The organism is Pseudomonas sp. REST10 (assembly GCF_029542605.1).
Classification (GTDB): Bacteria; Pseudomonadota; Gammaproteobacteria; order Pseudomonadales; family Pseudomonadaceae; genus Aquipseudomonas; species Aquipseudomonas khazarica.
Genome location: NZ_CP035677.1, coordinates 1,050,130 through 1,062,799, shown reverse-complemented (window position 1 = coordinate 1,062,799; position 12,670 = coordinate 1,050,130). Strand labels below are relative to the sequence as shown.

Below are 12,670 nucleotides of genomic sequence, written 5' to 3'. Positions count from 1 at the left end.
AACGCGGTCGCGGAGAGCTTTTTCCAGTTACTGAAGCGGGAGCGCATCCGACGGAAAACCTACAGCACCCGCGAAGAAGCTCGCAGTGATGTGTTCGATTACATCGAGATGTTTTATAACCCCAAGCGCCGGCACAGCAGCGCTATGCAGCTATCGCCAGTGGAGTATGAAAAGCGCTATTTTCAGAGCTTGGAGAGTGTCTAGGAAACCTGGGGCGATTCACTAGTTAGGTGCAGGGTTAACAGACAGCACTGCCTCATACACTCCGCTTTCGGGGTTGAAGGGCATAAAACTGTTTACCTCTTTCTGAACCCACAACTTACCGCACAACTGGCACTCGTAGGCCATAATAGAATTATTCAATAATGCGCTCCCGATAATGTCATAGCAGACCTCAGCCGTCTTCGGTCGCCAGGGCGTATTTCCGTATCGCTCATCTAAATGAGCTTCTAGATTTCCAGCTTTTGCTGCAGTCAATAGAAAGTTAATTTCTTGCGCCAAATGTTGAATGAACTCCTCTTCCTGCTGATCTTTTATAAGTGAGGCTTTGTAGGATAGTGAGTCCGTTTGGTCACAGATTATATGGCCACATGTGCATGCGAGCTTACTCATGAAGCACCTAACGATTAAGCTAAGAAAAAAGGGGGACAGATTTATCTTCTCGTAACGACACGCGGTAAGACTGTAGCAGAGAGACCAAGCAAACCCTACCCTACCAATTACGAAGCCAACCGAAACGCTGACCCATTCAGCACGAGATAAAGAGCACGCAGGAAGCAGCTAGGCGCTGGTATGCTTGAGCACATGGTTCCAGGTGCGAGTAAAGTAAGCAGCGAACGGTTTGCACCAGTTGTTATGTGTCATCGTGCCATTTTTCCAGACCGCAATTCATGCATTTATTGCTGCCAAGCAACCAGTTGACGCTGGAGTACTGTTTTTTGCATCTTGGGCACTTAAAGTTTATCAGTCGATATCCAGAGATAAAAAATATTGGCAAATAAATAGCTAGCGCCATTAGCCCAGAGTGCTTGCTGCCTGTGAGGCTCTCTAGTAATGGTGACACTTTTGCCCCGATAATAATCCAGGAAAGAAATACAGCTATAAACATTCCTCGCCTTACTCTAAAGGACATCCACTGCTTCGAGTAATTTGCGCTCATAATTCCAATACATAACATTTGGTTACGGGGCGGGCTCTAACCCGTCCCCTTTTCCGCAGCGAACTACTTGAACCACTAGTTAGGTGGCGCTCAAAATTTTAGCTTCTCTACTGCTTCTTTCCAGGCTATTTCGAATTCATCCCTGGTAATTGGGGTATCACAAAAATCAGCAATGCTCATGTTGGTATCAAGCCAGAAACCATAGTTTTCTTTATTTGGCCCCGCGATGACCGGTGTGCCATTTTTGGTTATACCGATTTCACGACTGGGTAAACCTCTGTCGTCAAACTCTATTAGCCATTCATGTACCAGATGAAGTTTCGATTCACAGCCAGGATTGGCTCTTGGTATAAAACTCAGAAGTGCTCTTTCGATGCGTTCAACGATTGAAGGGATTGGTCGCTTCCAGTCTGTTGCTTTAGTGGTGCGAATGAATTGCACGAATAAGCTACCTAACGATTAAGCTAAGGGGCCGGCTTTAGCTGGTCCCAGTGAGCGAAGCGAATGACTTGAGCGATTTGTTAGGGTGATTCTTCATACCCTTTCCCATTTTTAGACTCCTGAATGTGCCATTGCATATAAGAGAAGCATGCAAAACGTAACAACTACAGAAGCATAAGATGTCACAGCAATTACAGAAACTGGGTTAAACATAAAACCATGGTCATTATAATTTGTAAGCTTGGTCAGCAGCCAATATAAAGTCGCGAGCCATGTTGGCAAAAAACCGACAACCATTATTAGAGGAATCAGGCCGAGCGACAGAAGATTTTCTAGCATATAGCTCTCTCTCTGGAGTTATCCTAACGACCGAGGTGAGCGACACGAAGTGTTCGCTCTAGTGAGTAGTTATCCGATGATTTGCACGCGGACGCGTAGCGGCCATATAAATGAAGGTGAAACTCAAGGGGGCAAAAATCAGAAAACAGCAGCTTCCAGCGAAACCAAACAGCGCTGTTTGGTTTCGCTCAATAGCAGATTTTTTGCTTTTGGGTCACCTTGATTCCATATCATTTACGTTTCCTTACGCCGATCTGACCTTCATTGGGTAACCATTAATTAGGCGACATTGCTGTCGCATAACACACCTTGGCGATGTCGGATAACGTTCCTTGTCATACAGTAAGGCCTTGATTCGCTTGAAGACAAGACGGAGGAACGCGACTCCGGGTTGGCGGAAAACGACAAAACAGCCGATCAGCCAAGGCAACGTAATGGCCAGACGCTACTGGCAGGCTTGAAAGCTGTCCAGACGGCGTGTCGAAAAAGTGTCGAAATCACTGCAAGGGATAGCTGGACAATGCAGCCAAGGGTAGGAGCCGAGGCCAGAAAAGCCGGGCTTTGCAGAGCCATGCGAGAGCGAACCAGAGGGTTGAAGCCCGGCCACGCCACCGGGCGTGATTGCCTTCCTCGTTCGTTGGCTGCGTGGTGCATGGCAGCCATCTTTGTTCTTGCGCAGGGTAGCCGATGGCGACCGTCGTGCGTCAATGGATGCCACTGGGTGAACCACCCTCCTCTGCCTTGATTCCCATCAGTTGAATGGCCAATGCCGAGTCGCCGCGGATGCGGCGCTCGGTGGCCAGGCGGCGGGTGAAGCCGATGCGGTCGAAGTACTCCAGCAGCTGGATGCTGCGCTTGCGGCCAACGGCGATGCGGTCTCGCCAGTCGATCACGCGCAGGCCGCCATGCTGCTGCTCCAGCGTCAGGGCATGGAGTGCCAGGCTGTGCAAGGTTGGCTCGGGGTAGAACAGATCCTTGACCACCTGATGCAGCAGGCCCAGGCGCGCCAGTTTGCGCAGCAGCAGGCGTACGCTGGCTTCATCCTGCTGCACCGCGCCAGCCAGGTCGCGGACCCAGGGCGGGTCGAAGCCGCCGGCGAGCAGCAGCGGCCAGAGCCGTTCGCGCAGCGCTTCGTCCTCCGCACCCAGTTGCACGCGGTGATCCGGCAGGTGCAGCCAGGGCCCGCTGCTGCTTATACGCCCCTCGGCCAACGCCTCGTCCAGCAGGGCAATGAATACCGGGCGCTCCAGTTCGCTCAGGGCATAACGGCGCAAACGGTCGCGGTCCGGGCCGAGCTCGTCCGGCGATTCAGCATGAAAACGTCGCAGGCCTTCGACCAGAGCCTCGCGCAACGCCTGCAACTGAGTCGCATCGAACAGCCGCGTGCCCTGGCGGGTGACCAACTCGCAGAGACCAGAGGGCAACGTCCAGCTGTCACGCTGGCGGTTGAACTGGCGCTCCAGCAGCGCGGGATCGAGGCCATTGCCGGCAGACTGCAGCAATGCCGGTAGTGCTTCCTCCAGAGAGGCGCTGCGCAGCGCCTGCAGCTGTACAAGCCTCGGCGATGAGCGGCGCCCACGGGCCGGAGCGAAAGGGTCGAGGATCTGCCCCCCGCCCAGGGTGCGCTGCGCGGACTGGTCACGCAGCACCACGCGATCGCCGTGTACGGCATGCGCCGGGGCATTGAGCACCAGTTGGGCCAGGCAGGACTGTCCGGGCGCGAGGCTGTCCGTATCGAGCAGGGCGACACGCCCGTTGACGTCCTGTGCTGCCAGGTGCACGTGCACCGGCGTCCAGTGCGCCAGCGCACGTGTTTCCGAGGCGAGCAGTTGCAGCTCGATATCCAGACGGGTGCTCGGCGCCAGCAGCGCCGGTGCCAGCAACCAGTCGCCCCGATGCAGTTGCTCGACCGTCAGACGCTCACCAGCCAGGTTCAGCGCCACCCGCTGGCCGGCGACGGCACGTTCGGCCTGGCGGTTCTGTGCATGCAGGCCGCGTACCCGCACACGACGCCCGGAGGGGCTGAGCAGCAACTCGTCGGCCAGCGCTACCTGCCCGGCGAAGGCCGTGCCGGTGACCACCACACCGGCGCCGTCGACACTGAAAGCGCGGTCGATGGGCAGGCGGAAATAGTCCTGCGCGCTGCGCGCCGCCTGCGCGGCCGCGAACGCCAGCAGGTGCTGGCGCAGGCTCTCGATGCCTTGCCCACTGAGGCTGTCCACCGCCAGCAGCTCGGCGCCAGCCAGCGGGCCGGGGGCGAGCAAGTCGCGCACCTGCTCGCTAACCTGCTGCACGCGTGCGGCATCCACCCGGTCGACCTTGCTCAACACTACCAGCGCCTGGCGAATGCCCAGCAGCTCGGCGATGGCCAGGTGCTCGCGGGTCTGCGGCATCACGCCGTCGTCAGCGGCCACCACCAGCAACAGCAGGTCGATGCCACAGGCGCCGGCGAGCATGTTGTGGACGAAGCGTTCATGCCCGGGCACGTCGATGAAACCGGTGAGCTGGCCGTCGCCCAGGTCGGCATAGAGGTAGCCCAGGTCGATGGTGATACCACGGGCGCGCTCGGCCGGACGGCGGTCGCCCTGCTGGCCGGTGAGCGCCTGCAGCAACGCGGTCTTGCCGTGGTCGATGTGGCCGGCGGTGCCGACGATCACGGCAGTGCCTCGCGCAGCCTGGAAAGTTGCGCGACGAAGGCGGCCTCGTCGTCGAGCTGGCGCAGGTCGAGCCACAGAGCGTCGTCGTCGACCCGGCCGATCACCGGGATCGGCAACTCGCGCAGCAGCCCTTCCAGTTCGCGCAGCGCACGACCGCGCAGGCGCTTGGAGGTCTGCGGACGAATGCACAGGGCCGCGCTGGGCAGGCGCGCCACGGGTTGGGCGCCGCTACCAATCATGCCCAGGGCGTCGACCACGGCAACCTGCCAGGACTCGCCGAGACTGGCAGCCAGTGCCGGGGCGACGCGCTCGGCCTGGGCGCGAATGTCCACCTGCGCCCGGCTGAGCAGGCGCAGGCTGGTCAGGCGCTCACCCAGGCGGTCCGGATCACGGTACAGGCCAAGCACCGCCTCCAGCGCGGCCAGGGTCAGCTTGTCCACGCGCAGGGCGCGCTTGAGCGGGTTTTTCTTGATCCGCCCGATCAGTTCCCGGCTGCCGAGGATGATCCCGGCCTGCGGGCCGCCGAGCAGCTTGTCGCCGCTGAAGGTGACGATATCAGCGCCATCGCGCAGTGCTTCCTGCACGGTCGGTTCCTTGGGCAGGCCCCAGCGAGTGAGGTCGATCAGGCTGCCGCTGCCGAGGTCTTCCAGCAGCGGCAGGCCATGGGCGTGGGCGATGGCGGCCAGGTCACGGGTGGCGACGCTGGCGGTGAAGCCCTGCACGCTGTAGTTGCTGGTGTGCACGCGCATGAGCAGGCCGGAGCGCGGGCCGATGGCGGCCTCGTAGTCCTTGGCGTGGGTGCGGTTGGTGGTGCCGACTTCGACCAGCTTGACCCCGGCGCGCGCCATGATGTCGGGAATGCGGAAGGCGCCACCGATCTCGATCAGCTCGCCACGGGAAATGATGCCTTCCTTGCGCGCCCCCAGGCTGTTCAGTGCCAGCAGCACAGCGGCGGCATTGTTGTTGACCACGGTGACGGCCTCGGCGCCCGTCAGCTCGCGAATCAGGCCGATGATCAGGTCGTCGCGGTCACCGCGCTTGCCGCTGGCCAGGTCGAATTCGAGGTTGAGCGGATAGCGCGCGGCCTGGGTGATGGCGTCGATGGCTTCCTCGGGCAACAGCGCCCGGCCGAGGTTGGTGTGCAGCACGGTACCGGTGAGGTTGAATACGCGGCGCACGCGGCTGGCATGGCGCGCCGCCAGCCGCTCACCGGCACGGCCGGCGAGCACGGCCTCGCTCAGTTCGACGGCAGCGAGCTGGCCACTGCGCGCGGGTTCGCGCAGCTCGTCGAGCAGGTCACGCAGGGTGGCCAGCAGGGCATCGCGGCCATAGCGTCGTTGCAGCGGCGCCACGCTGTCGCAGCGCAACAGGCGGTCGATGGAAGGCAGGCGGGCAGCGTTCATCGTCACGCTCCGTCAATCGGTATTGCCGGGGGCCAGCAGCAGATTCGGCGCGCGGCGCAGATGCCCGTCCTCGCTCAGGCGCATGTCCAGATCGAGGCTGGCCAGGTCATCGGCGACGGCATCGGCCTGGTCGTCGAACTCCAGGTAGCACTGCTTGAGATAGCCCTGGCACGCCGGGCAGACCTCGGCCCGAATCGCCGCCCGCTCGGCAGCCACGCCTTCGCGCTGCAAGGACAGGTAGCCAAGGTGCTTGGACGACTCGCAATGGCTGCACTTGACCCGCACGTAGTGCCATTCGCAGGCGCACAGCGAACAGCTCAGGTAGCGCAGGCCGGCATACTTGCCGCGATGGCGCAGCATGCCGGCCACCGGCGGCGAGCCGCAGGCCGGGCACTGCGTCTGGCTGCCGGCCTCGACCAGACGTTCGCTCGGCAGCGCCAGCAGCCAGTGACTGAACGCGACCTGCAGCGCGGCACCGAGAAAGGGCGCCAGGGCGGCAGGCAGCAGGTCGAACTGGCCGCCCAGAAAAGCGATGGCCCAGACCTTGCGCTGACCGCTGTCGGCTTCACGCAGGGCTGCCAGGGCAGCACTGACGGAGGGGTTGCCAGTGGCCTGGAAGCTGCTCAGCAGCGCATTCAGCGCCGGCAGCCAGGCATCGCCACGTACCAGCGTGTCGAAGCCCAGCGGCGGCATCTGGTGTTCCAGGCAACGGCTCAGGGTGTCGGCCGAGGGGCCCGGCAATGCAGGCGGCGCGTCCAGCACGCGCTGCTGGGCCTCGCACAGCTCGGCCATCAGCAGCAGATAGGCGGCCAAGGGGTGATCCACGGCGAGGTGGCGCAGGCGTTGGGCACGGCGGCGGAACAGGTCGGGCTCGGGCAAGTGGAGAAAGGGCGGAATATTGGCCGCAGCTTCGATCTGCCCCGGCTCGAGAATCTGGCCTGACACGCAGGACTCCTTAGGGACTGCTCCCGTGGAAATGGCTGTGATCAGCCTAGACCAGGCTGATGGGGTTTGCCGGTGGGGATGGGCAGGTTGCTGGAGGGTCAGCTGTGTGGTTTCTGTTACGGGGCTGTCGCGGCTGAAGCCGCTCCTACAGAGATGTACGTTGGTGCTTGGCCGGGGGCGGCCCCGGATTGCATCCGGGCTACGGGGTGGTGTGCGGCGATAGGCGTGGGAGGCGCTTTAGCGGCGAGCTTTTATCGCGGCTGAAGCCCCTCCCACAGAGACGTACGTTGGTGCTTGGCCGGGGACGGCCCCGGATTGCATCCGGGCTACGGGGTGATGTGCGGTGATAGGCGTGGGAGGCGCTTTAGCGGCGAGTTTTTATCGCGGCTGAAGCCGCTCCCACGGGATATGGCTTCATGTAGGAGCGGCTTCAGCCGCGATGGAACGCTCATCCAGCAACGCGCTCAGTGGTTTTTGTGGCTGTCCTTGCTCACTTCCTCGTACCAGGCGGCGTGGTACTTGCGGGCCCAGCCCTTGCTGACCCAGCCGCTGACCATCGCGCCGATGGAGCCCTTGACCCAGATGCCGGCGTAGACGTGCACGATGATGCAGATGATCAGCCCCCAGGCCGCCGCCGCATGCAGCAGCGAAGCGAGGCGGATCAGGTCGATGCCGAACAGGTGGCTGAAGTACTGGCGCCACATGACGATGCCCGTCGCCAGCAGCACCAGCATGCACAGCAGCAGCACCCAGAACAGCAGCTTCTGCCCGGCGTTGTAGCGCCCCACCGGCGGCAGGTTTTCCTCGCGGTTGGCGACCACGTCGCGCCACTGTGCCAGCCATTGGCGGTCGCCGGCTTCGAGGCGGTTGTGCCCGGCGAAGCGCATCACCAGCCAGAGGAAGAACAGGAACATGCCGAGGCCGAGGAAGGGGTGCAGGATGCGCGTCCACACGCCGCCACCGAACAGGTTGCTGAGCCAGAACAGCGCCGGGTGGAACAGCGCCAGGCCGGACAGGCCGGCGAGGATGAAGAGGATCGCCACCACCCAGTGGTTGCTGCGTTCGCCGGCCGTGTAGCGTTGGATATCGTGTTTCATGCTGGTCTCCTACGGCCGCTGGTTCGGATCATAGGTGTGCACGGCCGGGTCGACCTGATGCACCGCAGGATCGCCGGTCACGGGCTCGTCTTCCTCCACGCGGTTGCGTCCGACGCGGATGTAGTGGAAGAAGCCGAGCAGCGCCGTGGCGCCCATGGCCAGCAGGCCGAGCGGCTTGGCCACGCCCTTCCACAGCGCCACCGTCGGGCTGATGGCCGGGTCGTCCGGCAGCCCGGCGTACAGCGACGGTTTGTCGGCGTGGTGCAGCACGTACATCACGTGGGTGCCGCCGACGCCGGCCGGGTCATAGAGACCGGCATTGTCGTAGCCGCGCGACTTGAGGTCGGCGATGCGCCCGTCGGCGTGCTCCTTCATCGCCTCCTTGCTGCCGAAGACGATGGCGCCGGTCGGACAGGTCTTCACGCAGGCCGGCTCCATGCCGACGGACACGCGATCGGAGCACAGGCTGCACTTGTAGGCCTTGTGGTCCTTCTGCGAGATGCGCGGGATGTTGAACGGGCAACCGGTGATGCAGTAGCCGCAGCCGATGCATTTGTCCTGGTTGAAATCGACGATGCCGTTGGCGTACTGGATGATCGCCCCTGGGCTCGGGCAGGCCGCCAGGCAGCCCGGCTCGGCGCAGTGCATGCAGCCGTCCTTGCGGATCAGCCACTCCAGCTTGCCGCTTTCCTCCTCGTGTTCGGTGAAGCGCATCAGCGTCCAGGAGCTGGCCGTGAGGTCGGCCGGGTTGTCGTAGGTGCCGTGGTTGTGACCGACCTCGTCACGCAGGTCGTTCCACTCCGAACACGCCACCTGGCAGGCCTTGCAGCCGATGCACTTGGAGACGTCGATGAGCTTGGCCACCTCGTCGAGCTCGCGCACGGAGCGCATCGGCGTGGTGGTGGCGGAGCGGGCAATGATGTCTTGTGAGGCCATGGCGCTGCTCCTATGCCTTTTCCACGTTGACCAGGAACGACTTGAATTCCGGGGTCTGCGTGTTGCCGTCGCCGACGAAAGGCGTGAGGGTGTTGGTCAGGTAGCCGTTGCGCGCCACGCCGGCGAAGCCCCAGTGCAGGGGAATGCCGACCTGGTGCACGGTCTTGCCATCCACGGTGAGCGGTTTGATGCGCTTGGTCACCACCGCCACCGCCTTGATGTAGCCACGGTTGGACGACACCTTGACCCGCTCGCCGGCGGCGATGCCCAGTTCCCTGGCCAGCGCCTCGCCGATCTCGACGAACTGCTCGGGCTGGACGATGGCATTGAGGCGGCAGTGCTTGGTCCAGAAGTGGAAGTGCTCGGTGAGGCGGTAGGTGGTCGCCGCATAGGGGAACTCGTCCGCCTTGCCGAACAGCTCCATGTCGTTCTGGAACACCCGGGCCGCCGGATTGCTGATGGCCCCCGGGTTGTCCGGGTGCATCGGGTTGCGCCCGATGGGCGTCTCGAACGGCTCGTAGTGCTCGGGGAACGGCCCTTCGGCCATCTTGTCCACGGCGAACAGGCGCGCCACCCCCTCGGGGTTCATGATGAAGGGGTTCATGCCGGCATCCGGCGGCGAGTCGGCCTTGAAGTCGGGCACATCGGTGCCGCCCCAGGCCTTGCCGTTCCACCACACCAGGCGTTTCTTTTCGACATCCCAGGGCTGGCCGCTGACATCGGCCGAGGCTCGGTTGTAGAGAATCCGCCGGTTGGCAGGCCACGACCAGGCCCAGCCGAGGGTCTGGCCCATGCCATAGGGGTCGGCGTTGTCGCGCCGCGCCATCTGGTTGCCCTGCGCGGTCCACGAACCGCAGAACAGCCAGCAGCCACTGGCGGTGCTGCCGTCGGCGCGCAACTGGGCGAAGCCGGACAGCTGCTCACCGCCCTTGACCAGCAGCGCGCCGCTGGCCGGGTCGGTCAGGTCGCTCAGGGCCTTGCCGTTGAACTCGCGGGCCAGCTCGTCCGGGCCGGGTTCGTCGGGTTTCAGGTACGACCAGTCGAGGTTGAGGATGGGTGTGGGGAAGGCCCCGCCTTCCTTCGCGTACAGCCCGCGCAGGCGGTGGTAGAGCCCGGCCATGATGGCGATGTCGGTGCGGGCCTGGCCAGGCGGCTCGGCGCCCTTCCAGTGCCACTGCAGCCAGCGCCCGCTGTTGACCAGCGAACCGTCCTCTTCGGCGAAGCAGGTGGTGGGCAGGCGGAACACCTCGGTCTGGATGCTGGCGCTGTCGACATCGTTGAACTCGTCGACGTGCTTCCAGAACTCCGAGGTCTCGGTGGCCAGGGGGTCCATGACCACCAGGTACTTGAGCTTGCCCAGCGCCGCGCCGACCTTGGCCTTGTTGGGGAACGAGGCGATCGGGTTGAAACCCTGGCAGAAGTAACCGTTGACCTTGCCCTGGTACATCATGTCGAAGACCTTGAGCACGTCGTAACCGGGAATATCCAGCTTCGGCAGCCAGTCGTAGCCCCAGTTGTTCTCGGCCGTGGCGTTCTTGCCGTACCAGGCCTTCATCAGGCTGACGTGGAACTTCTCGTAGTTCTGCCAGTAGGACAGCTGCCCCGGCCGCAGCGGCTTCGGCGCGCGCTTGGCGATGTAGGCGGCATAGTCCTGCTCGGCATCGCCAGGCAGGTTGAGGTAGCCCGGCAGCAGGTTGGAGAGCAGGCCGAGGTCGGTCAGCCCCTGGATGTTGGAGTGGCCGCGCAGGGCGTTCATGCCGCCGCCAGGCATGCCGATGTTGCCCAGCAGCAACTGCAGCATGGCGCCGGTGCGGATCATCTGCGAGCCCACCGAATGCTGCGTCCAGCCCAGGGCGTACATGATGGTCATGACCTTGCCCGGCGCCGAGCACTCGGCGATGGTCTCCCACACCTGCAGCATCTGCGCCTTGGGTGTGCCGCAGATGCTGCTGACCAGGTCCTGGGTGTAACGGCTGTAGTGTTTCTTCAGCAGGTTGAACACGCAGCGCGGGTGGCTCAGGGTCGGGTCGACCACGGCATAGCCGTCCTCACCGATCTCGTAGCCCCAGCTGGCCTTGTCGTAGCGCCGCTTCTCGGCGTCGTAGCCACTGAACATGCCATCTTCGAAGGCGAACTCCTCGCGCACCACGAAGCTGACGTCGGTGTAGTTGCGCACGTACTCGTGCTGGATCTTGTCGTTCTCCAGCAGGTAGTTGATCAGCCCGCCGAGGAAGGCGATGTCGGTACCGGTGCGGATCGGCGCGTACAGGTCGGCCACCGAGGCCGAACGGGTGAAGCGCGGATCGACCACCACCAGCTTGGCCTGGTTGTGCGCCTTGGCTTCGGTCACCCACTTGAACCCACAAGGGTGAGCCTCGGCGGCATTGCCGCCCATGATCAGGACCAGATCGGCATTCTTGATATCGACCCAGTGGTTGGTCATGGCGCCGCGGCCAAACGTCGGGGCAAGACTTGCCACCGTCGGGCCGTGTCAGACACGTGCCTGGTTATCGAACCCCAGTATGCCGAGTGAACGCACCACCTTGTGGGTGATGTAGCCGGCCTCGTTGCTCGACGCAGAGGCGGCCAGGAAGCCCGTGCTGAGCCAGCGGTTGACCGTCTGCCCCTGCTCGTTCTTCTCGATGAAATTGGCGTCGCGGTCGGCCTTCATGTGCCGGGCGATGCGGTCCAGCGCCTGGTCCCAGTCGATGCGCTTCCACTCGCTGGAGCCGGCTTCGCGCACTTGCGGGTACTTGAGGCGATTGGGGCTGTGGACGAAGTCCAGCAGGCCTGCGCCTTTCGGGCAGAGGGTGCCGCGGTTGACCGGATGGTCGGCGTCCCCTTCGATATGGATGATGTTCTGCGCCACGTTCTTCGCCGCATCGCCCTGGCTGTACATGATCAGGCCGCAGCCGACCGAGCAGTAGGGGCAGGTGTTGCGCGTTTCGGTGGTACTGGTCAGTTTGAAATGTCGCACCTGGTCGGCGAAGGCATCCGGGGGCGCGACCCCCAGAGCCGCCAGGCTCGATGCTCCAAGGCCTACGCCGCAGACCTTGAAGAACTGTCGACGGTTCATGTCCATCGTGGGTTCTCCGAATCAGGCTGACGCCCGGTGCGTTGCCGGGCGCATCGCAATCAAGCCTAGCCGAAGCCTTCGGCTTCGCCAGGCGCCTCGTCGGACAGCGGCGCGGGGGCGCCGGCGCGTCATAATGGCGCTCTTTCCCTGCCTCTGGAGTGCTCCCATGAATCAAGTCAGCGGATGGCTGCTCGCCCTGCCCTTCCTGGCCGGCGCCGTGCTGCCGCTGCAGGCCGGCATCAACGGCCAGCTCGCCCGCCATCTGTCCAGCGTGTTCGCCGCCGCGCTGATCTCCTTCGCCATCGGCACCCTGGCGCTGCTGCTGATGACCCTGAGCCAGCGCGAGCTGCCCGGCCTGGGCCTGCTCAAGGAGCTGACCTGGTGGCACTGGAGTGGCGGCCTGCTCGGCGCCTTCTTCATCGCCACCGCCGCCTTCGCCGGCCCCCGCGTCGGCGCCCTGCTGTTCATGGTGCTGGTGATCGCCGGCCAGTTGGCCATGGCCATCACCCTCGACCATTTCGGCTGGGCTGGGTTTCGCGAGTCGCCGATCACCTTCGGCAAGGTGGCAGGCCTGCTGCTGATCGTCGCCGGTATCTGGATGATCCGCCGCGGCTGAG

General features: G+C 63.2%; 10 protein-coding genes. 2 read left to right on the top strand and 8 right to left on the bottom strand.

All coding sequences use genetic code 11. The annotated features are described in order from the left end of the window. On the top strand, window positions 1-204 hold a 204-nt coding region (locus tag EWH21_RS04860; protein WP_277698747.1), incomplete at its 5' end, for an IS3 family transposase. An 18-nt stretch (window positions 205-222) separates the two neighbouring features. Here EWH21_RS04860 and EWH21_RS04855 read toward each other — a convergent pair. From EWH21_RS04855 to fdnG, 8 genes are all read right to left on the bottom strand, one after another. Continuing rightward, window positions 223-612: a hypothetical protein gene (locus EWH21_RS04855; RefSeq protein WP_277699945.1), complete on the bottom strand. Its 390-nt coding sequence runs from the start codon at window positions 610-612 to the stop codon at window positions 223-225. A gap of 637 nt (window positions 613-1,249) precedes the next feature. Further along, the gene (locus tag EWH21_RS04850) at window positions 1,250-1,600 is read right to left on the bottom strand and encodes a hypothetical protein (protein ID WP_277699944.1); all 351 of its coding nucleotides are present in this window, start codon (window positions 1,598-1,600) and stop codon (window positions 1,250-1,252) included. Between the two features lie 1,043 nt (window positions 1,601-2,643). After that, window positions 2,644-4,596 (bottom strand): selenocysteine-specific translation elongation factor, encoded by a 1,953-nt coding sequence (selB, locus tag EWH21_RS04845; RefSeq protein WP_277699943.1) that lies wholly within the window; start codon window positions 4,594-4,596, stop codon window positions 2,644-2,646. Beyond that, the gene (gene selA, locus EWH21_RS04840) at window positions 4,593-5,999 is read right to left on the bottom strand and encodes an L-seryl-tRNA(Sec) selenium transferase (protein ID WP_277699942.1); all 1,407 of its coding nucleotides are present in this window, start codon (window positions 5,997-5,999) and stop codon (window positions 4,593-4,595) included. Before selA ends, selB begins: the two co-directional genes overlap by 4 nt. Before the next feature lie 12 nt (window positions 6,000-6,011). Next, on the bottom strand, window positions 6,012-6,944 hold the full coding sequence (gene fdhE / locus EWH21_RS04835; RefSeq protein WP_277699941.1) for a formate dehydrogenase accessory protein FdhE: 933 nt from the start codon (window positions 6,942-6,944) through the stop codon (window positions 6,012-6,014). Between the two features lie 464 nt (window positions 6,945-7,408). After that, on the bottom strand, window positions 7,409-8,041 hold the full coding sequence (locus tag EWH21_RS04830) for a formate dehydrogenase subunit gamma (RefSeq protein WP_277699940.1): 633 nt from the start codon (window positions 8,039-8,041) through the stop codon (window positions 7,409-7,411). A gap of 9 nt (window positions 8,042-8,050) precedes the next feature. Continuing rightward, on the bottom strand, window positions 8,051-8,977 hold the full coding sequence (gene fdxH / locus EWH21_RS04825; protein ID WP_277699939.1) for a formate dehydrogenase subunit beta: 927 nt from the start codon (window positions 8,975-8,977) through the stop codon (window positions 8,051-8,053). Between the two features lie 10 nt (window positions 8,978-8,987). Continuing rightward, complete coding sequence (gene fdnG, locus EWH21_RS04820) at window positions 8,988-12,059, bottom strand: formate dehydrogenase-N subunit alpha (RefSeq protein ID WP_277699938.1); 3,072 nt, start codon at window positions 12,057-12,059, stop codon at window positions 8,988-8,990. A gap of 160 nt (window positions 12,060-12,219) precedes the next feature. Here fdnG and EWH21_RS04815 point away from each other — a divergent pair, with 160 nt between their 5' ends. Further along, window positions 12,220-12,669 (top strand): DMT family transporter, encoded by a 450-nt coding sequence (locus tag EWH21_RS04815; protein WP_277699937.1) that lies wholly within the window; start codon window positions 12,220-12,222, stop codon window positions 12,667-12,669. Window position 12,670: the final 1 nt, after the last annotated feature.